At 69.6% G+C, this 22,940-nt stretch carries 24 protein-coding genes; 17 read left to right on the top strand and 7 right to left on the bottom strand.

Going from position 1 to position 22,940, the window contains the following annotated elements; all coding sequences use genetic code 11:
- Window positions 1-36 precede the first annotated feature (36 nt).
- Window positions 37-2,178 (top strand): peptidase domain-containing ABC transporter, encoded by a 2,142-nt coding sequence (locus HLA95_RS02035; RefSeq protein ID WP_222182233.1) that lies wholly within the window; start codon window positions 37-39, stop codon window positions 2,176-2,178.
- Window positions 2,179-2,194: 16 nt separating this feature from the next.
- Entirely contained in the window at window positions 2,195-3,508 is a 1,314-nt protein-coding gene (locus HLA95_RS02030) for an HlyD family type I secretion periplasmic adaptor subunit (RefSeq protein ID WP_222182231.1), read from the top strand.
- A 19-nt stretch (window positions 3,509-3,527) separates the two neighbouring features.
- Here the strand turns inward: HLA95_RS02030 and HLA95_RS02025 are convergent, their stop codons facing one another.
- From HLA95_RS02025 to HLA95_RS02015, 3 genes are read right to left on the bottom strand one after another with little or no spacing between them, the layout of a single operon-like run.
- The gene (locus HLA95_RS02025) at window positions 3,528-3,878 is read right to left on the bottom strand and encodes a hypothetical protein (protein WP_191060625.1); all 351 of its coding nucleotides are present in this window, start codon (window positions 3,876-3,878) and stop codon (window positions 3,528-3,530) included.
- 1 nt (window position 3,879) lies between these two features.
- Window positions 3,880-4,299 (bottom strand): hypothetical protein, encoded by a 420-nt coding sequence (locus HLA95_RS02020; protein ID WP_191060626.1) that lies wholly within the window; start codon window positions 4,297-4,299, stop codon window positions 3,880-3,882.
- Window positions 4,296-5,762, bottom strand: coding sequence for a sensor histidine kinase (locus tag HLA95_RS02015; protein WP_191060627.1), 1,467 nt, complete (start codon window positions 5,760-5,762; stop codon window positions 4,296-4,298). Before HLA95_RS02015 ends, HLA95_RS02020 begins: the two co-directional genes overlap by 4 nt.
- 262 nt (window positions 5,763-6,024) lie before the next feature.
- On the opposite strand from HLA95_RS02015, the gene rpmH reads away from it, so the two are divergent.
- From rpmH to HLA95_RS01980, 7 genes are all read left to right on the top strand, one after another.
- Window positions 6,025-6,159: a 50S ribosomal protein L34 gene (gene rpmH, locus HLA95_RS02010; protein ID WP_027135962.1), complete on the top strand. Its 135-nt coding sequence runs from the start codon at window positions 6,025-6,027 to the stop codon at window positions 6,157-6,159.
- Between the two features lie 13 nt (window positions 6,160-6,172).
- Window positions 6,173-6,532 (top strand): ribonuclease P protein component, encoded by a 360-nt coding sequence (gene rnpA, locus HLA95_RS02005; protein WP_191060628.1) that lies wholly within the window; start codon window positions 6,173-6,175, stop codon window positions 6,530-6,532.
- Complete coding sequence (gene yidD, locus HLA95_RS02000; protein ID WP_191060629.1) at window positions 6,529-6,789, top strand: membrane protein insertion efficiency factor YidD; 261 nt, start codon at window positions 6,529-6,531, stop codon at window positions 6,787-6,789. The genes rnpA and yidD overlap by 4 nt, the downstream gene beginning before the upstream one ends.
- Before the next feature lie 21 nt (window positions 6,790-6,810).
- Window positions 6,811-8,523, top strand: coding sequence for a membrane protein insertase YidC (yidC, locus tag HLA95_RS01995; RefSeq protein ID WP_191060630.1), 1,713 nt, complete (start codon window positions 6,811-6,813; stop codon window positions 8,521-8,523).
- Window positions 8,520-9,209, top strand: a complete 690-nt coding sequence (gene yihA / locus HLA95_RS01990; protein ID WP_222182228.1) for a ribosome biogenesis GTP-binding protein YihA/YsxC — start codon at window positions 8,520-8,522, stop codon at window positions 9,207-9,209. Before yidC ends, yihA begins: the two co-directional genes overlap by 4 nt.
- Window positions 9,206-10,093, top strand: a complete 888-nt coding sequence (argB, locus tag HLA95_RS01985; protein ID WP_191061789.1) for an acetylglutamate kinase — start codon at window positions 9,206-9,208, stop codon at window positions 10,091-10,093. The genes yihA and argB overlap by 4 nt, the downstream gene beginning before the upstream one ends.
- Window positions 10,094-10,169: 76 nt before the next feature.
- Complete coding sequence (locus HLA95_RS01980; protein ID WP_191061790.1) at window positions 10,170-10,316, top strand: hypothetical protein; 147 nt, start codon at window positions 10,170-10,172, stop codon at window positions 10,314-10,316.
- A gap of 24 nt (window positions 10,317-10,340) precedes the next feature.
- On the opposite strand, the gene HLA95_RS01975 is transcribed toward HLA95_RS01980, so the two are convergent.
- The gene (locus tag HLA95_RS01975; protein WP_222182226.1) at window positions 10,341-11,261 is read right to left on the bottom strand and encodes a tellurite resistance TerB family protein; all 921 of its coding nucleotides are present in this window, start codon (window positions 11,259-11,261) and stop codon (window positions 10,341-10,343) included.
- An 86-nt stretch (window positions 11,262-11,347) separates the two neighbouring features.
- Between HLA95_RS01975 and HLA95_RS01970 the strand changes: the two genes are divergently transcribed.
- The 5 genes from HLA95_RS01970 to HLA95_RS01950 all read left to right on the top strand — a co-directional run bounded on the left by HLA95_RS01970 (window position 11,348) and on the right by HLA95_RS01950 (window position 15,374).
- Window positions 11,348-12,544: a phosphoglycerate kinase gene (locus HLA95_RS01970; protein WP_191062291.1), complete on the top strand. Its 1,197-nt coding sequence runs from the start codon at window positions 11,348-11,350 to the stop codon at window positions 12,542-12,544.
- Window positions 12,545-12,588: 44 nt separating this feature from the next.
- Window positions 12,589-12,951: a hypothetical protein gene (locus HLA95_RS01965; RefSeq protein ID WP_222182224.1), complete on the top strand. Its 363-nt coding sequence runs from the start codon at window positions 12,589-12,591 to the stop codon at window positions 12,949-12,951.
- 76 nt (window positions 12,952-13,027) lie between these two features.
- Window positions 13,028-13,951 carry a class I fructose-bisphosphate aldolase gene (locus HLA95_RS01960; protein ID WP_191062490.1) on the top strand — a complete coding sequence of 308 codons (924 nt, stop codon included), beginning with the start codon at window positions 13,028-13,030 and terminating at the stop codon, window positions 13,949-13,951.
- Complete coding sequence (locus HLA95_RS01955) at window positions 13,948-14,568, top strand: thiamine phosphate synthase (RefSeq protein ID WP_222182221.1); 621 nt, start codon at window positions 13,948-13,950, stop codon at window positions 14,566-14,568. Before HLA95_RS01960 ends, HLA95_RS01955 begins: the two co-directional genes overlap by 4 nt.
- Before the next feature lie 44 nt (window positions 14,569-14,612).
- Entirely contained in the window at window positions 14,613-15,374 is a 762-nt protein-coding gene (locus HLA95_RS01950; RefSeq protein ID WP_223861361.1) for an inositol monophosphatase family protein, read from the top strand.
- 15 nt (window positions 15,375-15,389) lie between these two features.
- Here HLA95_RS01950 and HLA95_RS01945 read toward each other — a convergent pair whose 3' ends face one another.
- Window positions 15,390-16,418: an agmatine deiminase family protein gene (locus HLA95_RS01945; RefSeq protein ID WP_223861362.1), complete on the bottom strand. Its 1,029-nt coding sequence runs from the start codon at window positions 16,416-16,418 to the stop codon at window positions 15,390-15,392.
- 143 nt (window positions 16,419-16,561) lie between these two features.
- Between HLA95_RS01945 and HLA95_RS01940 the strand changes: the two genes are divergently transcribed.
- Both HLA95_RS01940 and HLA95_RS01935 read left to right on the top strand, forming a co-directional pair.
- Window positions 16,562-17,035, top strand: coding sequence for a RidA family protein (locus tag HLA95_RS01940; RefSeq protein ID WP_191057958.1), 474 nt, complete (start codon window positions 16,562-16,564; stop codon window positions 17,033-17,035).
- Window positions 17,036-17,042: 7 nt separating this feature from the next.
- A complete protein-coding gene (locus HLA95_RS01935) occupies window positions 17,043-18,179 on the top strand; it encodes a GNAT family N-acetyltransferase (protein WP_223861363.1) in 1,137 nt (378 codons plus the stop codon).
- Window positions 18,180-18,225: 46 nt separating this feature from the next.
- Here the strand turns inward: HLA95_RS01935 and clpA are convergent, their stop codons facing one another.
- Together clpA and clpS are read right to left on the bottom strand one after the other, a co-directional pair.
- The gene (gene clpA, locus HLA95_RS01930) at window positions 18,226-20,580 is read right to left on the bottom strand and encodes an ATP-dependent Clp protease ATP-binding subunit ClpA (RefSeq protein ID WP_191057959.1); all 2,355 of its coding nucleotides are present in this window, start codon (window positions 20,578-20,580) and stop codon (window positions 18,226-18,228) included.
- 141 nt (window positions 20,581-20,721) lie between these two features.
- Window positions 20,722-21,048 carry an ATP-dependent Clp protease adapter ClpS gene (clpS, locus tag HLA95_RS01925; RefSeq protein ID WP_159709660.1) on the bottom strand — a complete coding sequence of 109 codons (327 nt, stop codon included), beginning with the start codon at window positions 21,046-21,048 and terminating at the stop codon, window positions 20,722-20,724.
- Window positions 21,049-21,351: 303 nt separating this feature from the next.
- Here clpS and HLA95_RS01920 point away from each other — a divergent pair, with 303 nt between their 5' ends.
- On the top strand, window positions 21,352-22,791 hold the full coding sequence (locus tag HLA95_RS01920) for a sodium:proton antiporter (RefSeq protein WP_191057960.1): 1,440 nt from the start codon (window positions 21,352-21,354) through the stop codon (window positions 22,789-22,791).
- Window positions 22,792-22,940: the final 149 nt, after the last annotated feature.

The raw sequence follows: 22,940 nt of genomic DNA, 5'->3' as shown, positions 1-22,940 counted from the left end.
GCGTCTTGCCATGCTCCTGATGGGTGATTGCCCGCCATGTCCACGAGCAAGCTACGTGCTCCTGCGGTCGAGAAGGATCCTGGCGGCACCGACCCGCTCCTGAGCGCCTTCGCACGGCTCACCGTGCTGCTCGAGCGGCCGGTTGCCATGGCCGAGATCCTGGCGACCGCTCCCTCCCCCGATGGGCCGGTGGACCGCCGCCACCTGGCCCGCCTCGCCCACCGGCTGGGCTTCGACGTGGCGGTGACCGCACCCAGGCCCCGGCGCGTCCCGGGCCTGCCGACCCCCTTCCTCGTGCTGGGCAGGGATCCGGGCCAAGCCTGGATCGCCACCGGGGCAAGCGCTGCCGGCGTGGTGCTGACGGATGGCCAGGGCGGGCAGCCGCGGACCGTGGACCTGGCCCAGTTGCCAGAGATCGCAGCGGAAATCCTCCTGCTCCGGCCGGCCGAGCGTGACGCAGGCGAGGCCGGCTCCTGGCGCAGCGTCCTGCTCGGCCGGCTACGCCCGGTGCTGGCCGAGCTGGTCCTGGCCTCGGTGGTGGTCAACCTGATAGCACTGGCCGCACCCTTGTTCATGATGGTGGTCTACAACAAGGTCGTGGGCCAGGCGGCGCTCGGCACGCTCGACGTGCTCACCGTGGGCATGGTCAGCCTCGTCCTGTTCGAGCTGGTGCTGCGCGCGGTGCGCGCCCACATCGCCGCCCATGCCGGCGCCCGCCTCGATGCCGCGCTGGGCGCCGAGGTCATGCACCATATCGTGCGCCTGCCGTTTCGCGTGTTCGAGCAGATGTCGGCCGGCCAGATGGTGGAGCGGCTGCGCCAGCTCGAGCCGATCCGCAGCTTCTTCACCTCGCAGATGCCGTTGGTCCTGGTGGACCTGGCCTTCTCCCTCCTGTTCCTGGGCGCGGTGATGGCACTCGACCTGCGGCTCGGGCTGACCGTGCTGCTGGCGATCCCGCCCTTCTTCCTGATTTCCTGGTGGACGCACCGGGGCCAGGGCCGGCTGCTGCGCGCCCATTTCCGCGCCCAGGCCGCCAAGGCCGCCGCCATGGGGGAGACCGTGCTGAACGCGCTCACCGTCAAATATCTGGGCCTGGAGCCGGAGATGGAGCGCCGGTTCGAGAAGCGGCTGGCCGAGAGCGCCTGGACCGGGTTTCGCGCCGGCGAGCTGTCCGGCCTGGCGGCGGCCCTGGGCCTCGGCCTGCAGCAGGCGGCGGCACTGGCCCTGGTCTATGTCGGCGCCCGCCTGATCGTGGCGGGCGAGCTCACCATCGGCGCGCTGGTCGCCGCCAGCATCCTGGGGGCTCGCGCGCTCGCCCCGCTGCGCCAGATCTTCGGTGCTTGGCGGGAGCTGCAGACGGTCCGCGAGGCGTTCGCGCGGCTGGACACGCTGATGGGTGAGCCGATCGAGGGCAGCGAGGCGCGCGGCCAGGGCGATGTCCGGCTGGAGGGCCGCCTGCAGCTCGACGGGGTGAGCTTCGGCTATCACGGTGACGGCCGCGCCGCGGTGGACGACGTGACGCTCACCGTCGAGCCCGGCCGGATCGTCGGCATCACCGGGGCGCCGGGCTCGGGCAAGAGCACGCTGGTCAAGCTGCTCCTGGGCGTGGAACAGCCGACGGCTGGGCGGGTGCTGATCGACGATTTCGACGTGCGCCGGCTGAGCCCCGCCGTCTACCGCTCCCAGATCGGCGTGGTCCCGCAGGACGTGCAGCTGTTCGCCGGGACGATCGCGGAGAACATCACGCTGGGCGCACCCGACAAGAGCTTTGCCCGGGTGATCGCGGCCGCCCGCTTCGTGGGCCTGCACGAGGCGGTCCAGCGCATGGCCGAGGGGTACGACACGCGCCTGGGCGAGCGTGGCACCGGCCTCTCCACCGGCCAGCGCCAGCTCGTCGCGATCGCCCGGGCCCTGGTGCGCAACCCGCGCATCCTGGTGCTGGACGAGGCCACCAGCGCCCTGGATGCCGCCACCGAGGAACTGTTCCTCGCCAATCTGCGCCGGGCCGCGGCCGGGCGGACGGTCGTGCTGGTGACCCACCGGATCGCCGCGCTCGCCATGTGCGACCAGGTGGTGGTGCTGGGGCATGGCAAGATCATCCGCCAGGGCCCCGCTGCCGAGATGGTGGCCCAGCTCTCCGGCCGCGCCCAGCGCGCCAACCTCCACGCCGTTTCCTGACCTGCCGGAGGCTCCCATGGCGCTGCTCACGAGCTGGGCCGACTTCCTCCCCGATGCCCAGGGCCTGATCGAGCGGCGCGCCTCGCCGCTGGCGCGGGTGCTGGTGGTGACGATCTCCGCCCTGTTCGCCACTCTGGTCGGCTGGATGGCCTGGGCGCAGGTCGAGCAGGTGGTCCGGGCCGAGGGGCAGGTCGAGCCGGTCGGGCGGGCCAAGGTGATCAACCACCCGAGTGGCGGTCGGATCGCCGAGATCCTGGTGGAGGAGGGCCAGCACGTCGAGGCGGGTGCGGTGCTGGTCCGCTTCGACCCGGAGATCCGCAACGGCGAATGGCTGGACGTGGCAGCGCGGCTGGCCGAGGCGACCGCGGCGGCAATCCGGCTGCAGGCCGAAGCGGACGGGCGGGAGCCGGATTTCACCGGCCTTGCCGGCAGTGCCGATCCGGCCCTGCTCCAGGACCAGCTCCGGCTGGCCCGCGCCCGCATCGAGGCGCTGGCGGGGGAAAAGCAGGTCCTGGCCGAGCAGGTCCGGGCCAAAACTGCCGAGACCCGGGCCGCGGCCGCGGAGATCGCCCGGCTGCGCGACAGCCTGGCCCTGCAACGCCAGCAGCTCGATGCGGTGCGCGAGCTGGCGGCGCGCGAGCTCTACCCGCGCATGAAGCTGGTGGCGGTCGAGCAGCAGGTGGCCGAGCTGGCGGGCGAGCTAGCCAAGGCCGAGCAGCAGCTCGTCAGCGCCCGCGCCGAGCTGGAGGAGACCCGCAACCGCGCGGGCTCGATCGACAGCGAGCGGCGCTCGCGCACGCTGGGCGAGCTGGCCACGGTGGTGGCCGAGCGCGACCGCCTGGCCCGGCAGCTGCAGAACCAGGAGGCGCTGCTGCGCGGCCTGGCGGTGACCGCACCGGTGGCGGGCTTCGTCCAGGACATCCAGGTGAGCGCCACCGGCCAGTCGGTCGCGGCGAACCAGCCGATCATGAAGCTGGTCCCGTCCGGCGAGGGGCTGGTCGTGGCGGCGCGGATCCGCAACGAGGATATCGGCCACCTGAAGGAAGGCATGACCGCCCGGGTGAAGGTCCACGCCTTCGACTTCGTGCGCTACGGCGCGCTGGACGGCCGGCTGGACAAGATCGCGCCGGATGCCAGGCGCGAGCGGCCGGACGGGCCGCCGGTCTATGCGGTGACGGTGGTGACGGCAGCGGAGGCGGCGGCGCACGGCCCCAGGATCCAGCCGGGCATGCTGGTCGACGTCGAGATCGAGGTCGGGCGCCGCACCGTGCTCAGCTACCTGACCGACCAGCTCCAGCGGATCGGTGACGAGGCGTTCTCCGAGCTTTGAGCCGGCCCGTCGGCACCGGTCAGCGCTGCTCGCCGCTCATCGACATCACCCGTCCCTGGTAGAGCATGAAGGTGCGGGTGCCGGTGCCCAGGCAGGACTGCGCTACCCCGCCGCCGCGGCGCCGGTCCACCCAGCGATAGTCGGCCACCACCGTCATCCGGCCGCCCTGCTCGCCGGTGATCTCGGCATCCGTCAGCCGCATCTCGGGCAGCGGGCAGCGCCCGTCCTCCTCGATGCCGTGCCGCGCGTAATAGCGCTCCAGTGCCACCGCCAGCCCCGGATGGTCGGGCAGCGGGCCGCCCGTGGCACAGCCTATCAGCAGGAGACCCGCCAGGGAGGCCAGGCCGCACGTCCACCTCGTCGTCACCATCTCATCGCCGTCGTTGCTCGCCCGTCATCGACTCCACCTGCATGCCGGCCGGGCCGCGCACGACCGTGAACACCCGGGAATTGAAGCCCTGGCAGGTGCCGGCCTGGCTGCGGCCGAGCTCCGGGTCGAAGCCGGAGTTGCGGTCGTCCGCCCAGGCATAGCGGACGCCGATCACCAGCTTGTCCGGCGTCTCCTCCAGGACCTCCCACTGGGTGATCGACATGCGGGGCAGGACGCAGCGTGCACCCTCCTCCCAGGCATGGTCGCGATAGTAGCTCTCGATCTTCCAGCGCAGGTCGGTATAGGGTCCGAGGTCCCGTGCGGCCGCGCAGCCCATGAGCAGGAGCGCCAGGCCCAGGCCCAAAACCTTGCACGCCCTGCCGGCCCGGCGGCGATGAGAAGAGTGGAACTCGCGGTTCATAGCGCCGTCTCCCTGGCCGCCGGGCGCGGGGCCGACTGGCGGCGCTGCGGCAGGCGCAGACGAAACGTCGTGCCGGCGGGGCCGGTTTCCGCCAGCTCGATCTCGCCGCCATGGCCACGCATGATCTCGCGCACGATCGCCAGGCCCAGGCCGCTGCCGCCCAGCTTCTCCTTGGCCCGGAACGGGTGGAACAGCCATTGCAGCGTGCCCTCGGAGACGCCCGGGCCGTTGTCGGCGACGTCGATCCAGACATGACCCTCGGCGCGGCCGGCCCGGATCGCGACCTGTCCGTCGGTCCGGCCGGCGAGCGCCTCGTATGCGTTGCGCACCAGATTCTGCAGCGCCCGGAACATCTGGTCCCGGTCGGCATGGACGATGAGATCCTCGGCCATGTCGATGCTCAGGCGCACCGGCGAGGCGCTGAGCGGCGGCGTGGCGTCGTCCACCTCCTCGGCCAGCCGGATCAGGGCGAAGTCGGTCTCGACCAGGCGTGGCTTCTCGTCCCGGGCAAAGCGCAGCACGTCGGTGCACAGGCGGGTCGCCCGCTCCAGGCTGTCGATCAGCCGGGGGGCGATCCGGCGCACCTCGGGGTCCTGGCTGCGCTCGAGCGTGTCGGACAAGAGGACGGCGGTGGAGAGCATGTTGCGCAGGTCGTGGTTCACCCGGCTGACCGCAGCGCCCAGCGTCGCCAGCCGGGTCTGCTGGCGCAGGGCCGCGCGCACCTCGGTCCGCATCTCGTCGACCACCCGCTCCAGCCCACCGATCTCGTCGTCCCGCCCGCTCGGCGGATGATCCAGGCTCTCGTCCTCGGGATTGGCGTGGAACGCCATCACCTCCTGCGAGATCCGGATGATCGGCGCCACGATCCAGCGGTCCAGGGTCACGACCAGCGCCCAGCCCAGGGCCAGGGTCACCAGCAGCGACACCAGCGCCATGTCCAGGGCGTGGCGGAGCGTCTGGGCGCGCAACTCGTCGTCGCTGGTGAACACCTCGACCAGCGAGCCCACCTGGACGGGCGAGCGCTGCACCAGCACGATCTCCCGCCCGCCGCCGAACAGCAGCAGGTCGAAGGCCTGCGCGATCTTGGTGGCGATGCCCGGCGGCTGGTCGAGATCGAACACGCCGTCGATCTCGCTGCGCTCGAAGATCGTGCCGACCCGCCACTCCGTGTTGTCCGAGCGGACGATCAGCCCGTTGCTGCGCAGGCTGCGCATCAGGTTCAGGATCTCGTCCGGCGTGGAAGTGTCGGTGCCGTCGGGCGCGAACGGGCGCATGATCGCGATCGCGTCGGCCACCAGCATGTCCTGGGTCATCTGGCGTTCCAGCCGCTCATAGCGGTAGGTCGCCACCGACCAGGTGAGCACGGCCAGCTCGACGCAGACCAGGATCGCGATCACCAGGACGATGATCTTGGTCTTCAGGCTGCGCCTGGCCGGCTGCAACTGCTTTGCCGCGTCGTACAATCTGCTTCTTCCGATCGCGTCCGCTACGGCGGCGCACCCGCCCGGACCGGCCAGCCCGACAGGATAGGCCCACTGTGTGCGGACGCAAGGCCGGCCGGCCGAAACACATCCCCGCCGACGTCTAAAGGTGACACGCACATTTGACAAATGCGCGCCAACACCCCTATCAGCAGCCCCGACGTCGCCGGCGGCTGCCGACGACGCTGGTTGCGTCGAATTCGATGCGGCGCCTGTCACCCCTCTCAGATGTCGAGTAACGCTCGTGAAGCGGACTTATCAGCCCAGCAAGATCGTGCGGAAGCGCCGCCATGGCTTCCGTGCCCGCATGGAGACGGTCGGCGGCCGCAAGGTGATCGCGCGTCGTCGCGCCCGCGGCAGGAAGCGCCTGTCGGCCTGAGCCCGGAGGCGGCGTGGCAGCGACCGAGATCCTGAAGAAGCGGCCCGATTTCCTGCGGGTCGCCAAGGGCCGGCGGTGGCACGGCAGCGGCATGGTCGTGCAGTATGCGGCGCGGGTCGTGCCCGACGAGCGTACCGGCATCGGCTTCACCGCCAGCCGCAAGGTCGGCGGTGCGGTGGTCCGCAACCGCGCCAAGCGGCGCCTGCGCGCCTTGGTGCGGGAGTTGGTTCCCACGATGGCTCCCGCCGGTCTCGACCTGGTCCTGATCGCCCGGCCGCAGACCCCGACGCTGCCCTTTGGCGTGCTCCGCGAGGACCTGACGCAGGCCCTGGCCAAGATCCGGGCCGGTACTACCGGGAACGCCCGGCAGTGAGGGCGGCGCGGATCGTCACGGCTTCGCTGTTCGGCGCTTGGCGGTTGCTGGTTTCGCCCCTACTTGGGCCTGCCTGCCGCTTCGAGCCCAGTTGCTCGCGCTACATGCAGCAGGCGATCGACACCCATGGGCCGCTGCGCGGCCTGCGCCTGGGCGTCGTGCGCCTGTGCCGGTGCCATCCCTGGGGTGGCTTCGGCTTCGACCCCGTCCCGCCTCGGCGGCAGCGCCCGGCCTGTTCGGCCGGGCAGAAAGTCTGATCGCCTGGAGATCGAGCTCATATGGGCGACCAGCGTAATCTCATCGTGGCCATCGTCTTCTCGGTCGCGATCATCCTGGGCTTCCAGTATTTCTACGAGCTGCCGCGCCTGCGCCAGGCACAGGAGCAGCAGCAGGCCGCACAGAGCGTCGAGGAACTGGCGAGGAACCAGCCGGCCAACCAGGCCGCACCCGGTGCTGCACCCACGGCCGGCGCCGTGGCCGAGGATGCGCCGCGCGTCCAGATCGACAATGGCCGGATCGACGGCAGCCTGTCGCTGAGGGGCGGCCGGATCGACGACATCCAGCTCGCCGACTACCGGGAAACGGTGGAGCCGACCTCGCCCGAGATCCGCCTATTGGATCCCGTGCGCGGCCCCGGCGCCTATTTCGCCGAGTTCGGCTGGGTCCCCGACCAGGCCAATCCGGTCGCCGTGCCCGGTGCCGAGACGATGTGGCGGGCCGATGGCGAGGCGGTGGGTGCCGGCAAGCCGGTCACCATGACCTGGGACAACGGCCAGGGCCTGACCTTCGGCAAGACGCTGGCCCTCGACAACGACTTCATGTTCAAGGTCGGCCGGTCGGTGCGCAACGACACCGACCAGCCGGTGACGCTGCATCCCTACGGCCTGATCGGCCGCTGGGGCACGCCGCAAACGCTCGGCTACTACATCCTCCACGAGGGGCCGATCGGGGTCTTCCAGGAGCGCCTGGAGGAGCCGAACTACTCAGATGTCGTCGAGGAGGCGCACCAGTACGACACCACGGGCGGCTGGCTGGGCTTCACCGACAAGTACTGGCTGACCTCGCTGGTGCCGGCGCAGGACAAGCCGGTGAAGGCCACGTTCCGCCACGTGCAGGACAACGGGCTCGACAAGTACCAGGCCGACTATCTGGGCGAGCCGGTCACGATCCAGCCCGGCCAGACCTTCGAGATGACCGAGCACCTGTTCGTCGGCGCCAAGGAGGTCAATCTCCTCGATCGCTACAGCGAGGAGCTGAACATCCCGCTGTTCGACCGGGCCGTGGACTTCGGCTGGTTCTACTTCCTGACCAAGCCGTTCTTCCATATCCTGAACTGGCTCTTCCACGCGACCGGCAATTACGGCATCGCGATCCTGGGCCTGACCCTGCTGGTCAAGATCGTCCTCTTCCCGCTGGCCAACAAGTCGTACAAGTCGATGAGCGCCATGAAGGCGCTCCAGCCCGAGATGGAGAAGCTGCGCGAGCGCTTTTCCGACGACCGGCAGAAGATGCAGGTCGAGCTGATGGCGCTCTACAAGCGCGAGAAGGTCAACCCGGTGTCGGGCTGCCTGCCGATCCTGGTGCAGATCCCGGTCTTCTTCGCGCTCTACAAGGTGCTGTTCGTCTCGATCGAGATGCGCCACGCGCCGTTCTTCGGCTGGATCCGGGACCTGTCCGCGCCCGACCCGACCACGATCTTCAACCTGTTCGGCCTGATCCCGTGGGATCCCCCGGCTTTCCTGATGATCGGCATCTGGCCGCTCATCATGGGTGCCACGATGTTCATCCAGCAGAAGCTGAACCCGCAGCCGCCCGACCCGCTGCAGGCCAAGCTGATGCAGTACCTGCCGCTGATCTTCATCTTCATGTTCGCCACCTTCCCGGCGGGCCTGGTGATCTACTGGGCGTGGAACAACACGCTGTCGGTCCTGCAGCAGTGGTACATCATGAAGCGCCACGGCAAGCCGAGCCCGGCGCCCGCCAAGACATGAGCGGCGCCACCGGCCCCGACGACGAAGCAGCGGCCCGCCTGGAGGCGGGCCGCCTGCTGTTCGCCCAGCCGATCACCTTCATGCGCGGGGTGGCCGACCTCGCCCAGCTCCCGCCGGCCGACCTGCCCGAGGTCGCGTTCGCCGGCCGCTCCAATGTCGGCAAGTCCAGCCTGATCAACGCGCTGGTCAACCGCAAGGACATCGCCCGGGCCTCCAACACGCCCGGCCGTACCCAGGAGCTGAACTTCTTCGACCTGGCCGGGCGGCTCGTGCTGGTGGACCTGCCGGGCTACGGCTATGCCGCAGCGCCCAAGCGCACCGTGGATGCGTGGAAGCGGCTGGTGACCCGGTTCCTGGCCGGGCGGGCACCGCTGGCCAGGGTCTGCGTGCTGGTCGACAGCCGCCATGGCCTGAAGGACGTGGACACGGCCACCATGGAGACCCTCGCCAAGGCGGCGGTCCCCTACCAGGTGGTGCTCACCAAGGCCGACCAGATCCGTGGCTCCATGGTCACCGACCGGCTGGCCGAGGTCACCGATGCCCTGGCACGCCGGATCGGTGCCCTGCCCACCCCGCTCCTGACCAGCTCCCAGGACGGCACCGGCATCCCTGAGCTGCGCGCCGAACTGGCCGCCCTCGCCCGCCCGCCTGCCGAGCCGCGGCACCCGGAGACGTTGAGCCGATGACGACCGACATCCACCAGCTCGCCGCCACGCTGATCGAGGCGCTGCCCTATATGCGGCGCTACCAGGATGCGGTCATGGTCATCAAATATGGCGGCCATGCCATGGGCGACACGGCGGCGGCGCGGGACTTCGCCCGCGACGTGGTGCTGCTCAAGCAGGTGGGCATCAATCCGGTCGTGGTCCATGGCGGCGGCCCGCAGATCAAGGCGATGCTCGACCGCCTGGCGATCCGCTCGGAGTTCGTGGACGGGCTCCGGGTGACCGATGCCGCCACGGTCGAGGTCGTCGAGATGGTCCTGGCCGGCAAGATCAACAAGGAGATCGTGAACGCGATCCAGGCGGCCGGCGGCCGGGCGGTTGGCCTGTCCGGCAAGGACGGCCGGCTGATTCAGGCGACCAGGCTGACCCGCACCCGGCGCGACCCGGACAGCCAGATCGAGCAGGTGCTGGACCTGGGCTTTGTCGGCGAGCCCAGCTTCGTCGACCGGACCGTGCTCGACGTGTTCATGGGCACCGACATCATCCCGGTGATCGCCCCGATCGGGGTGGGTGCCGAGGGCGAGACCTACAACATCAACGCCGATACCGCCGCGGGCGCGGTGGCGGGTGCGCTCGCCGCACGCAAGCTGCTGATGCTGACCGACGTGCGCGGCGTGCTGGACAAGCAGAAGGAGCTGATCCCGAGCCTGTCCGCCGACCATGCCCGCCAGCTCGTCCAGGACGGCGTAATCGCCGGCGGCATGATCCCCAAGGTCGAGACCTGCCTGGCCGCCGTGGCGCAGGGCGTGGACGCCGCGGTAATCCTGGACGGCCGGGTCGCGCACGCGATCATCCTGGAACTGTTCACCGAAGGCGGCTTCGGCACCCAGATCGTCCGGTCCTGAAACCGCCTTCCGGCGGCCGACAGATCGTCTTCACCTGATTCTGCATCTCCTCCAGGCACTCATTGCCTGGAGGGCAATGGCCTCGCCCGCCACCAGCTTTGCGCTAGGCGCTCCGCCCGGGCCGGAGGTCGCGCACCATCTTCGGGCCCTGGCGGCGGCAGGGCGTGGCCGGTTGGAGCATCGCCCGCCGGCCGACCGCTACGCCGAGATCATGCGCTTCTGACCGGCCGCGTGGCCTCACGCTGGCTCACGCCGGTGCCGGCAGGCCCAGCGCCTGATGGATATAGGCGCGCACTGCCGGTTGCAGGCCCAGCTTGGCCGAGAGCTGGTTCAGATAGTCCTGCTCCTGCGGCGTGTCCGGCGTGATCGCCAGGGCGGAGGCGGCATAGACCTGGGCAGCCACCTCGATGCTCGGCACGGCGGCCACCAGCACGTCCAGGTCCATGGGCTTGGCCAGCTCGCGCAGCACCCAGTCGCGCTCCTCCGCGTCCGCGCCGTTCTCCTTCAGCTTGCCGACGATGTTGTTCATCTCGGCATCGTCGACATGGCCGTCCGCCTTGGCAGCCGAGATCATCGCCATCAGCATGAGCCGCTGGGTGGACTCGCTGGGCGCCGGGATGTCGTCTGGGCTCACCTCTGCCGCTGCCGCCTGACCGGGCTGGACCGCCGATGCTGCCTGGGGCGCCTGGGCGGCTGGCGTTGCCGCCTGGGACTGGCCGAAATTGCGCAGCGCGTTCATGGCGATCATGCCGATCACGCCCATGGCGGCACCGCCCAGCATCCCGCTGGAGCGCCTGCCGCCCAGCATCGAGCCGACCAGGCCGCCCAGGCTGCCGCCGCCATACATGCCGCCACCCTGCGGATGGGAGGAACGGCCGCGCCCGCCACCGGACAGATAGTCGCTCGCCATCCCGGCGAGGCCACCCAGGCCGCCGCCGCTGCTGCCGCGACTGCCGCCGAGAAGGCCGCCCAGGCCCCCGCCGCTGCTGCCGTGACTGCCGCTCCGGCCGCCCAGCAGGTCGCCCAGGCCGCCGCCACCGCCGCCGAGCAAGCCACCCAGCAGCCCGCCCAGGCCGGGCTGGCTGCCGGCACCTCGCTGCATCCGTGTATGGGCGCCGCGCGCCATGCCGGACTGAAGGATCTGCCCGATGAGATCGCCCGTGTTCATGTCGCCTCCTCGACCGCGTGCCTAGGGTTCATGCCCGTGATGACCCGTGCTAGCTCCTCGAACCCGCAGCACGGAGGGAGGATCCCATGGCCCGCTTCGAATCCATCGACCAGTTCGACCCGAAGGGGAAGCGGGTGCTCGTCCGCGTCGATTTCAACGTGCCGATGCAGGACGGCGAGATCACCGACGCGACCCGGATCGAGCGGGCTGCGGTGACGCTGAAGGAGCTGATGGGCAAGGGTGCCAGAGTCATCGCCCTGTCCCATTTCGGCCGGCCGAAGGGCAAGGTCGAGCCGGCCATGTCGCTGGAGCCGATCGCCCGGGCGCTGGGCCAGGCACTGGGCGGGGTAGACGTGGTGTTCGGCAAGGACTGCGTGGGTCCGGAGGCCGAAGCCGCGGTCGCGAAGGTCGAGGAAGGCGGGATCGCGCTGCTCGAGAACCTGCGCTTCCACGCCGGCGAGGAGAAGAACCATAAGGACTTCGCCGACGCCCTGGCGGCCCTGGGCGACGTCTACGTGAACGACGCGTTTTCCGCCTCGCACCGGGCGCACGCCTCGGTGACCGGGCTGGCCGAGCGCCTGCCGGCTTTTGCCGGCAGGCTGATGGAGGCCGAGTTGAAGGCGCTGGGTGCTGCGGTCGGCGACGCCGACCGGCCGGTAGCGGCGCTCATCGGCGGTGCCAAGGTCTCGACCAAGCTCGACGTGCTGGGCCACCTGCTTGACAAGGTCGACGTGCTGGTCATCGGCGGCGGCATGGCCAACACCTTCCTGTTCGCGGACGGCGTCGAGATCGGCAAGTCGCTGTGCGAGAAGGACCTGGCCGGCAACGCCCGGGAGATCGCCGCCAAGGCCAAGGCCAGGAACGTCCGGATCGTCCTGCCGGTCGACGCGGTGGTCGCGACGCAGTTCGAGGCGAACGCGCCGCACCGGGTGACAGGGCTGGATAAGGTCAGGCCCGAGGAGATGATCCTGGATGTGGGGCCCATGAGTGTCGCCGCCGTGGAGGAAGCACTGGCCGGCTGCAAGACACTTCTGTGGAACGGGCCGATGGGCGCCTTCGAGGTGGCGCCATTCGACGAAGGGACCAATGCGGTGGCCAAGGCCGCGGCCAAGCTTACCCGGGAGGGCAGGCTCCAGTCGGTCGCCGGTGGCGGCGACACGGTGGCGGCGTTGGCCCATGCCGGGGTGCTGGAGGAATTCTCCTACGTCTCGACCGCCGGCGGCGCCTTCCTCGAGTTCATCGAGGGCAAGGACCTGCCGGGCGTGGCGGCCCTGGCACGCTGACCGCACTGGCCGTCACCGTCCATCACGGCCGGCATCTGGCGGCCGTGGCGGCGGTGGAGTGCGCGCTGAAGCTGGCCATCCTGCCGGTGAGCCCGCCGGGTGCGGTGGCCTATGCCGGGCCCGGCTTCTTCGCCGAGCTGGAGCGCCTGCACGGGCGCCGGATCCTGGCAGATTGCGGGGAGCGCGCCGGCGACGTGCTGGCCTGCCTGCGCAGCGGCCTGCGCCTCCTGCGCCATGGCGGCCCGGCGGAGCGCCACGAACGGCTGGCGGCGATCGCGCGGGCACTGGGTGGCGAGCTGCGCCAGGAGATCGGCCTGCCCCTCCTCGCCATCGATTCGGCCGATGATCTGGCCGCGCGCTGCCGGGCCTGGCGTCGTGCGGCACCGGGAGCCTCCCAGCCCGTTTGACGGCGCGACCTATGCCGTGTTCTTAACCCGCGTGCGGTCCGAGCACGGGGTCCAAAGGCAAAGAAGGATGCTGACGATGCGCGTTACGCCGGCGGTAAGAAAGATCCTCTCGTACTACGAGAGCGAGAATCCCGGGGTGAAGTCGAACCTGGCCCGGCTGATGATGCAGGGCAAGCTGGCGGGCACCGGGAAGCTCGTGATCCTGCCGGTCGACCAGGGCTACGAGCACGGGCCCGCCCGCAGCTTCGCCGCCAACCCTGCCGCCTATGACCCGCACTACCTGTTCGAGCTGGCCCTGGAAGCCGGCCTGTCCGGCTATGCAGCACCGCTCGGCTCACTCGAGGCCGGTGCGGACACGTTCGCCGGCGAGCTGCCGCTGATCCTCAAGGTCAACAGCGCCAACTCGCTGGCCAAGGGCATCGGCGACCAGGCGGTCACCGGCAGCGTGCGCGACGCGCTGCGTCTGGGCTGCGTCGCCATCGGCTTCACCATGTATCCCGGCTCCGACTACAATTACGGGATGATGGAGGAGCTGCGCGAGCTGACCCTCGAGGCCAAGGCCAGCGGCCTGGCGACCGTGGTCTGGTCCTACCCGCGCGGCGGCATGGTCACCAAGGCCGGCGAGACCGCGATCGACATCGTGGCCTATGCCGCGCACATGGCGGCCCTGATGGGCGCCAACATCATCAAGGTGAAGCCGCCCACCGACGCGCTCGACCTGGAAGCCGCCAAGAAGGTCTACGAGGAAAAGCAGATCCCGCGCGCGACCCTGTCCGAGCGGATCACCCACGTCATGCAGGCGAGCTTCAACGGCCGCCGTCTCGTGGTGTTCTCGGGCGGCGAGGCCAAGGGTGCCGATGCCCTGGTCGAGGAGATCCGGCAGATCAAGGCGGGCGGCGGCTCCGGCTCGATCGTCGGCCGCAACGCCTTCCAGCGGCCCAAGGCCGAGGCGCTGGAACTGCTCGGCCGGATCGTCGACGTCTATCGTGGCGACGCGTGAGCCAGCCGGACGGGACCCAGGCGGGCGACGGCATCGAGGATGATCGGCTCCGGCTGATCATCCCCCTGGCCCGGGACGGCGAGACGGCGGCGCTGGCACCGGTGCTGGCCGGCGGGCGGGTGGCTGCCCTCCTGCTGCCGCCCGGGGCGGACCCGGCGCCGGCCCGCCGGCTCGGCCAGGCGCACGGGGTCGCGGTGTTCGCGCGCGACGACCTGCAGCAGGCGCGCGCGCTGGACGGGCTCCTGCTGACCGAGCCGGAGCGGACGGCCGAGATGCGCGCCGCCCTGCCCCCGGACAAGGTGCTGGGCGTCCTGTGCAGCCTGGACCGCCACGAGGCGATGGAGGTCGGGGAGGCGGGCGCCGACTGGCTCCTGTTCGGCCGGGCAGACCGGGAGCCGGAGCGCGCGATCGAGCTGGCCGCCTGGTGGACCGAACTGTTCGTCTTGCCTTGTGGCGTCACCGGGCTTATCGAGCCGTCCCACATGGCTACCCTGGTAAGCGCGAAGATCGCCTTCGCGCTGCCGGGGCCGTCCTGCTGGCAGTCGGCCGACCCGATCCGCCTGCTCAGCGATCTCGACCAGGCGGTCGCCGCGGCCGACCCGGACGCCGTCCTTTAAGCGAGTTCCGATCCGTGCCCCGTCGTTCGCCTCATCTCGAAGTCATGGTCCGTGCCGTCGTGCACGCCGCCCGCGGGCTGGCGCGCGATTACGGCGAGGTCGAGCAACTGCAATGGTCGGTCAAGGGGCCGGCCGACTTCGTTTCCGCGGCGGATCGCCGGGCCGAGCAGATCCTGGTCCAGGACCTGCACCGCGCCCGCCCCGACTTCTCGATCCTGACCGAGGAAGGCGGGCTGCGTGAGGGCCGGTTCCCCGAGCACCGCTTCATCATCGACCCGCTCGACGGCACCACCAACTATCTGCACGCCATGCCCCACTGGGCGATCTCGGTGGCGCTGGAGCAGCATGGCGAGGTGACCGCCGGCTGCATCTACGACCCGGTGCGCAACGAGCTGTTCGCCGCCGACAAGGGCAACGGCGCCTACATGAACGACCAGCGGATCCGCGTCTCGCGCACCGCCGATCTCGACCGCGCCCTGGTCGGCTGCGGCCTGCCGGTACGTGACTGGAAGGGGCGCAAGAGCTTCCCCGGCCAGTATGAGAGGGTGGCCGACAAGGTGGCGGGCCTGCGCCGCATGGGTGCCGCCTCGCTGGACCTCGCCTATGTCGCCTGCGGGCGGCTCGATGCCTACTGGGAATACGGCATCAAGCCCTGGGACTATGCGGCCGGGATGCTGCTGGTCCGCGAGGCCGGCGGCAAGGCCGCCCGGCTGGAGGGCGACGACCGGCCTTGGGAAGAAGGCACGGTGATGGCGGCCAATGCGACGCTGGGCGACGCCTTCCGCGATCTCCTCGCCGTCGGCTGACGGCGGCCGCCGCCATCAGGCGGGCGGCTCGGCCGCGGGCTGCTGCTGGGTGATGCAGTGGATGCCGCCGCCCCCATGCAGCAGGTCGAGGCACGGGATCTGCACCACCTCCCGGTCCGGGAACGCCGCCTCCAGGGTCCGGTACGCGACCTTGTCGGCGGAATCGCCGAAGCCCGGCATGATGATCCCGCCATTGGCGATGTAGAAGTTCACATAGGACAGGGTCAGCCGGGTCCCGTCATCCTTCAGCCGGGTCTTCGGCTTGGGCAGGGTGACGATCTCCAGTGCCCGGTCCTTGGCGTCGCGCGCCGCCCGCAGCGTCTCGAGGTTGCGGCGCAGGATCACGTAGTCCGGGTCGTCGACATCGTCGCACTGCATGGTGATGACCACGCCCGGCCGGGCGAAGCAGGCGATGTTGTCGACATGGCCGTTGGTCTCGTCATCAGTGAGCCCCGCCTCCAGCCAGATGAAGCTGCTGACGCCCAGCATGGCGCGCAGCTCGGCCTCGACCTCCTCGCGCCCGAGGCCGGGATTGCGCGCGGGGTCCAGGATGGCCGTCTCGCAGAGCAGGCAGGTGCCCTCGCCGTCCACGTGGATGGCGCCGCCCTCGGCCACCAGCTCGCTCTGGTAGGCCGGCAGGTTCAGGTGCTCCAGCACCCGCGCCGCCATCGCCGCATCCTCCTCGAAATCCTGGTGCACGCCGCCCCAGCCGTTGAACCGCCAGGCGACGCCCGCAGCGTTGCCCTTGCCGTCGATCAGGAAGCTCGGGCAGGTGTCGCGGGTCCAGCTGTCGGACTGCGCCATCGGCAGGATCGAGATGTTCTTGGAGGTGACCAGCGAGGCGGTGGTCATCAGGTCCGGCCGCACGATCATGGTGACCGGCTCGAACTGGGCGATGGCATCGGCGATCTCGGCATAGATGTCACGTGCCGCCTGCAGCCGGTCGCCCCAGACCTGCGCATTGCAGGGCCACGCCATCCAGCAGCGGCGGTGCGGCGCCCATTCCGCCGGCATGAAGAAGCCATCGTCGCGCGGCGTGCTCAATGAATTTCCCAACCCGGCAATCCCCACTGCGCGGATCGTGCCCGATGTCATCGCGGTGCGCAACGGCGCCCCGCCCCCTGGCCCAAAGCCTGCCGGACGCCTAGGTTGCGCCTGCGAGGAACGCCCAGCGGAGAACCAGGGACATGAGCCAGAGCGCGGCGATCGAGGCACGGCTGAAGGAGCTCGGCATCGAGCTGCCGACCCCACCGGCGGTGCAGTTCAACTATATTCCCGCGCGGCTCGGTGCTGGGACGCTCTGGATCGCCGGGCAGGTGCCGTTCCGCGACGGGCGGATCCTGGTCGAGGGCAAGCTCGGCGGCGGCGTGTCGGTGGAGGACGGCCAGAAGGCGGCCCGCCAGTGCGCACTGAACGTGCTGGCCCAGGCCAAGGCCGCACTCGATGGCGATCTCGGCCGGATCAAGGCGACGCTGAAGGTGACCGGCTGGGTGGCCTGCACCCCGGACTTCTTCGAGCATCCCAAGGTCATCAACGGTGCTTCGGACCTGTTCGTCCAGGTCCTGGGCGAGGTCGGCCGCCATGCGCGCTGCGCCATCGGCTCGCCGTCCCTGCCGCTGAACTGCGCGGTCGAGGTCGACGCCGTGTTCCTGATCGACTGAGCTGCCCTTGCGCTTTCGGGTAAGCGACGGCGTCGCCTCGCTAGATGCTGGTGCCTGGAACCGGCTGGCCGGCTCGGGCGACCCGTTCATGAGCCATGCCTATCTCTCGGCCATGGAGCAGTCCGGCTCGGCTGCCACCGATACGGGCTGGCAGCCGCTGGCGGCCGTAGTCGAGGACGGCGACACGCTGCTGGCTGCGGCCCCCGTCTATGCCAAGAGCCATAGCTGGGGCGAGTATGTGTTCGACCATGGCTGGGCGGACGCATTCGAGCGCGCCGGCGGCAGCTACTATCCCAAGCTCCAGGTGACCGTGCCGTTCACCCCGGTGCCTGGCAGCCGCCTCCCGGCGGCTTCAGCGGAGGCGCGGGACCTGCTGGTGCGCGGGCTGGACGACATGCTCCAGGCGACCGGCCTGTCCTCCCTCCACGTCACCTTCTGCAGCGAGGCGGAATGGACGGCGCTGGGCCAGGCCGGCTTCCTCCAGCGGCTGGGCCTGCAATACCACCTGAGCAACCCCGGCTATCGCGACTTCCAGGACTTCCTGGGCACGCTGCGCAGCTCCAAGCGCAAGATGATCCGCAAGGAGCGTGAAGCGGTGGCCAGTTCCGGGCTGGTGATCGAGACCCTGACCGGAGCCGAGCTGGGCGAAACCGTGCTGGACGACTTCTGGCCGTTCTACCTGGCCACGGTCGAGAAGCGCTGGGGCAATGCCTACCTCACCCGCGACCTGTTCCGCCGGCTCGGCCGAACCATGGCGGACCGGGTCGTGCTAATGCGGGCGCGGGACGGCAGGCGGACGGTGGCGGTGGCCCTGAACCTGGTGGGCCAGGACGCGCTCTATGGCCGGATCTGGGGCAGCCTGGAGGAGTATCGCTTCCTCCATTTCGAGCTCTGCTACTACCGGGCGATCGAATGGGCGATCGCGCAGGGCCTGCCCCGGGTCGAGGCGGGTGCGCAGGGCGTGCACAAGGTCCAGCGCGGTTATGCCCCAGTCCTGACCTACAGCGCACACCGGATCACCCATCCGGGCCTGCGTGACGCGATAGCCCGGTTTCTGGCCAGGGAGCGGCGGGCGATCCAGGCGGAGCGGGCAGAGCTGGAAGCCGCCCTGCCCTATGCCACGCGGCCGGAGCCGGCGGCCTGATCCCCGAGGCCCTTCGGATCGGACCCCGGGGATCAGCCTTGAAGGATCAGGCGTCGACCGTCAGCTGCTGGTCGTCCTCTTCCTCCTCGTCATCGTCTGCAGCAGGGCCCGGCTTGGGCAGGAGCGCCGGGCCGCCGCCGGTGGGCGTGATCTGGAAGGCGGGCTCGCCCTCCTCGATCGTCACCACGACCTTGCCGCCCTTGACCAGCCGGCCGAACAGGAGCTCGTCGGCCAGCGGCCGCTTGATCTTCTCCTGGATCAGCCGGGCCAGCGGCCGGGCGCCGAACAGCGGCTCGTAGCCCTTCTCCGCCAGCCAGTCGCGCGCCAGCTCGTCGACCTCGATCGAGACCCGCCGGTCGGCGAGCTGCGCGCCCAGCTCCTTGACGAACTTGTCGACCACGTTGCGCACGATCGCCGGGGTCAGGCCCGCGAACGGGATGACCGCGTCCAGCCGGTTGCGGAACTCAGGCGTGAAGAGGCGGTTGATCGCTTCCTTGTCCTCGTTCTCGCGCACCGAGCTGCCGAAGCCCATGGCGGGCTTCGCCATGTCCGCGGCGCCCGCGTTGGTGGTCATGATCAGGACCACGTTGCGGAAGTCGACGGTCTTGCCGTTGTTGTCGGTGAGCTTGCCGTAGTCCATCACCTGCAGGAGGATGTTGAAGACGTCGGGGTGCGCCTTCTCGATCTCGTCCAGCAGGAGGACGGCGTGCGGGTGCTGGTCGATGCTGTCGGTCAGCAGGCCGCCCTGGTCGAAGCCGACATAGCCGGGAGGTGCGCCGATCAGGCGGCTTACGGCATGGCGCTCCATGTATTCCGACATGTCGAAGCGGATCAGCTCGATGCCCATGGTCTTGGCGAGCTGGCGGGCCGCCTCGGTCTTGCCGACTCCGGTGGGGCCGCTGAACAGGTAGCAGCCGATCGGCTTCATCGGATCGCGCAGGCCGGCACGGCTGAGCTTGATCGCCGAGGAAAGGGCCGAGATCGCGCTGTCCTGGCCATAGACCGCGCCCTTGAGGTCGGCATCCAGGTGCTTGAGCGATTCCTTGTCGCGCGCCGAGACCGCCTTGATCGGCACCCGGGCGATCCGGGCCACGATCTCCTCGACCTCCTTGGCACCGATGGTCTTCTTGCGCTGGCCTTCCGGCTTGATCATCTGCGCCGCACCGACCTCGTCGATGATGTCGATCGCCTTGTCGGGCAGCTTGCGGTCGTGGATGTAGCGCACCGCCAGCTTCACCGCCGCCTTGATGGCGTTGTTGGTGTACTTGACCTGGTGGTGCTCCTCGAAGCTCGGCTTCAGGCCATGCAGGATCTTGACGCTCTCGTCCTCGGTCGGCTCCGGGATGTCGATCTTCTGGAAGCGCCGGACCAGCGCCCGGTCCTTCTCGAAATAGTTGCGGAACTCCTTGTAGGTCGTGCTGCCGATGCAGCGCAGCCCACCGGAAGCCAAAGCCGGCTTGAGGAGGTTGGAAGCATCCAGCGAGCCGCCGGACGTGGCGCCCGCACCGATAACGGTGTGGATCTCGTCGATGAACAGGATCGCGCGGCTGTCGTTCTCGAGCTCGCTGATGACGCTCTTGAGCCGCTCCTCGAAATCGCCACGGTAGCGCGTGCCGGCCAGCAGCGCCCCCATGTCGAGCGAGTAGATCACGCAGTTCTTCAGGATTTCCGGCACGTTGCCCTGGACGATCCGCAGTGCCAGGCCCTCGGCGATGGCCGTCTTGCCCACGCCCGGATCGCCCACGAACAACGGGTTGTTCTTCGAGCGCCGGCACAGGATCTGGATCGTGCGCTCGATCTCGTTGTCGCGGCCGATCAAGATGTCGATCTTGCCTTCCGCGGCCTTCTTGTTCAGGTGGACGCAGTACTGGGACAGCGCGTCCTTCTCGTCCTTCTTCTGTGCCGTGGGAGCACCCTCCTCATCCCGTTCGTCCGCACCGCGCGGGCGACGATCCTCGGACATGCCGGGCTTCTTCGAGATACCGTGGCTGATGTAGTTGACCGCGTCCAGCCGCGAGCAGTTCTGCTCCTGCAGGAAGAACACGGCGTGGCATTCACGCTCGGAGAACAGCGCCACCAGCACGTTCGCGCCCGTCACCTCGTGCCGGCCGGACGACTGGACGTGGATCGCCGCGCGCTGGATCACACGCTGCAGGCCGGCCGTGGGCTTGGCGTCGGTGCCGGCCTCCACGATCAGCCCGCTCATTTCGTGCTCGAGATACTGGCTGAGCACGAGGCGCAGGCGGTCGAGGTCGACGGCGCAGGCCTTCATGACCGCCATCGCGTCCGGGTCCTCGGTGAGCGCCATGAGCAGGTGCTCGAGCGTGGCATATTCGTGCTGCTTGGCATTGGCCAGAGCCAGTGCCCGCCTCAGCGACTTTTCGAGATTGCGCGACAGCATGTTCGGGTCACTCGCCTTGCTGGGGTGGGCGGACGGCAAGAAGGGCTGAGGGGCCGCCTGCCCATGCCATGACCCCTCGGGTCACCGGCCGGATGGCCGGGATCTGGCCGATCGACCGGACGTCGATCGCCATGACGCTCATCATTCCTTTTCCATCGTGCACTGGAGAGGATGCTGGTTCTGCCGGGCAAAGTCGATGACCTGCATCACTTTCGTCTCGGCCACTTCGAACGTGTAGACGCCGCAGACGCCGACGCCCTTCTGGTGGACGTGCAGCATGATCTGCACCGCCTCTTCCTCGCTCTTGCGGAAGAAGCGCTCCAGCACGTGCACGACGAACTCCATCGGTGTGTAGTCGTCGTTGAGGAGCAGCACCTTGTAGAGGGACGGCTTCTCGGTGCGGGTGTGGGTCTTGGTCGCCACCCCGCCGCGCTCGATGATGCCCCGATCCTGGTCTCTGTCGCTCATCGCGATGGTCGTCTCACAGTCCCACGCCTCAGGTTCGATGCCACCTGCTCGGGGTCCGAGGAGACCCGAGGTGCTCCGGTCCGTCCGAACCATACCCTCCGTTGCCGGCTGAGGACAATCGCCCTGCAGCCTCTGCAATTCGGCTTTGTTCGAAGCGGCATGCGGGCGTCATCCGGCTGCATCGAGTAGCATATGGGGTCGTGGCACCGCTTCGTCATCCTCTGGCCACCCTTGGCCATTCCGGGAACCGTGTTGTAGCACCGCCGCGCCGCGACGATGCGGCCCACCCTGGCTGGAACCGGGATGCCGTCTCGTCCGCTCCCTGCCTGTCGCAGGGTCATCGCCCTGCCGCTCCTGGCCTTGTTGGCCGTCATCGCTGCCGGCAGCCCGGCGTTCGCGGCGGACGTGGGCGGGCACGGCTTCGTCGGCGCGGAACTGGCGGGCTGGTGGGCGGTGCCGTTCGCGGGGCTGCTCCTGTCGATCGCCCTGATGCCGCTGCTGGCCCCGGACCTGTGGCACCACCACTACGGCAAGATCGCGCTCGGCTGGGCGGCGCTGGTGATCCTGCCGATGCTGCCGACCCTAGGCCTGGACGGCAGCCTCTACGAGCTGGCCCATGTCGGCCTGCTGGAATACCTGCCCTTCATCCTCCTGCTCCTGGCCCTGTTCACAGCGGCGGGCGGCCTGCGGCTGGATGGCTATTTCGACGGGAGCCCGGCTTCCAACACCGCGTCGCTGGCCGTGGGCACGCTGCTGGCCAGCTTCACCGGCACGACCGGGGCGGCCATGCTGCTGGTGCGCCCCCTGATCCGGGCGAACGCCTGGCGGACCCGCCGGGTCCACACCATGGTGTTCTTCATCTTCCTGGTCGCGAACATCGGCGGCTCGCTGACGCCCATGGGCGACCCGCCCTTGTTCCTGGGCTTCCTCAAGGGCGTCCCGTTCTTCTGGCCGACCGTGCACCTGTTCTTGCCGATGCTGCTGGCCGCCGGCCTGCTGCTCGGCGGCTACTACCTCCTGGACCGGCGGCTCGCGATCGTCGACGGCGCGCCACCACCCAAGGGGCAGCGGGTCTTCGAGGGGAAGGCCAACCTGTTCCTGCTGGGGGCCATCGTGGCCGCCGTGCTGTTCAGTGGCATCTGGCAGGGGCCGGTCGTGGTCTCGTTCCTCGGCATCGAACTCGGGGCGCAGGCCCTCGTGCGCGACCTGGCGCTGGTCGCGATCACGCTGGCCTCGCTGGCGCTCACGCCGAAGAGCGCCAGGCTCGCCAACGAGTTCGGCTGGGGGCCGATCCTGGAGGTGGCCAAGCTGTTCGCCGCCATCTTCGTGACGATCGTGCCGGTGCTGGCCATGCTGAAGGCAGGCCTCTCTGGCCCGTTCGCCCCGCTGGTGCAGGCGGTGAGCGATCCCAGCGGGGCGCCCATCCCTGCCGCCTATTTCTGGGTGACCGGCATCCTCAGCTCGTTCCTGGACAACGCGCCGACCTATCTGGTGTTCTTCAACCTGGCCGGCGGCGACCCGCTGGTCATGACCACCAGCCAGGCGGCCACGCTCACCGCGATCTCGGTAGGTGCCGTGTTCATGGGTGCGAACACCTATATCGGCAACGCGCCGAACTTCATGGTGCGCGCGATTGCCGACGAGATGGGCATCCGGATGCCCAGCTTCTTCGGCTATGTCGGCTGGTCGGCCGCGATCCTGCTGCCGGTGTTCGTGCTGCTGGCCGTCCTGTTCTTCCTCTAGGCCGGGCTGCACCGGCCCCAGAAAACGCGAAAGCCCTGCAACCTTGTTCAGGCGCAGGGCCAACTCGATCGAGGGTCGGCGGTCCGTCCTCTGCCAGCACCCCGCCGTGACCAGCGGCGGCCCAAGGCCGCTGCCTGTCACTGCCGGGC

Source organism: Geminicoccus harenae (assembly GCF_019800005.1).
GTDB classification, from domain to species: Bacteria; Pseudomonadota; Alphaproteobacteria; order Geminicoccales; family Geminicoccaceae; genus Geminicoccus; species Geminicoccus harenae.
This window is presented reverse-complemented; position numbering and strand designations above follow the sequence as displayed.

Bases quoted from the DNA above. Each gene is read 5' to 3' on its own strand.
- HLA95_RS02035 (WP_222182233.1), top strand. From the start codon at position 37: ATGTCCACGAGCAAGCTACGTGCTCCTGCGGTCGAGAAGGATCCTGGC.
- HLA95_RS02030 (WP_222182231.1), top strand. From the start codon at position 2,195: ATGGCGCTGCTCACGAGCTGGGCCGACTTCCTCCCCGATGCCCAGGGC.
- HLA95_RS02025 (WP_191060625.1), bottom strand. From the start codon at position 3,878: ATGGTGACGACGAGGTGGACGTGCGGCCTGGCCTCCCTGGCGGGTCTC.
- HLA95_RS02020 (WP_191060626.1), bottom strand. From the start codon at position 4,299: ATGAACCGCGAGTTCCACTCTTCTCATCGCCGCCGGGCCGGCAGGGCG.
- yidC (WP_191060630.1), top strand. From the start codon at position 6,811: ATGGGCGACCAGCGTAATCTCATCGTGGCCATCGTCTTCTCGGTCGCG.
- yihA (WP_222182228.1), top strand. From the start codon at position 8,520: ATGAGCGGCGCCACCGGCCCCGACGACGAAGCAGCGGCCCGCCTGGAG.
- argB (WP_191061789.1), top strand. From the start codon at position 9,206: ATGACGACCGACATCCACCAGCTCGCCGCCACGCTGATCGAGGCGCTG.
- HLA95_RS01980 (WP_191061790.1), top strand. From the start codon at position 10,170: ATGGCCTCGCCCGCCACCAGCTTTGCGCTAGGCGCTCCGCCCGGGCCG.
- HLA95_RS01975 (WP_222182226.1), bottom strand. From the start codon at position 11,261: ATGAACACGGGCGATCTCATCGGGCAGATCCTTCAGTCCGGCATGGCG.
- HLA95_RS01970 (WP_191062291.1), top strand. From the start codon at position 11,348: ATGGCCCGCTTCGAATCCATCGACCAGTTCGACCCGAAGGGGAAGCGG.
- HLA95_RS01960 (WP_191062490.1), top strand. From the start codon at position 13,028: ATGCGCGTTACGCCGGCGGTAAGAAAGATCCTCTCGTACTACGAGAGC.
- HLA95_RS01950 (WP_223861361.1), top strand. From the start codon at position 14,613: ATGGTCCGTGCCGTCGTGCACGCCGCCCGCGGGCTGGCGCGCGATTAC.
- HLA95_RS01940 (WP_191057958.1), top strand. From the start codon at position 16,562: ATGAGCCAGAGCGCGGCGATCGAGGCACGGCTGAAGGAGCTCGGCATC.
- clpA (WP_191057959.1), bottom strand. From the start codon at position 20,580: ATGCTGTCGCGCAATCTCGAAAAGTCGCTGAGGCGGGCACTGGCTCTG.
- clpS (WP_159709660.1), bottom strand. From the start codon at position 21,048: ATGAGCGACAGAGACCAGGATCGGGGCATCATCGAGCGCGGCGGGGTG.
- HLA95_RS01920 (WP_191057960.1), top strand. From the start codon at position 21,352: ATGCCGTCTCGTCCGCTCCCTGCCTGTCGCAGGGTCATCGCCCTGCCG.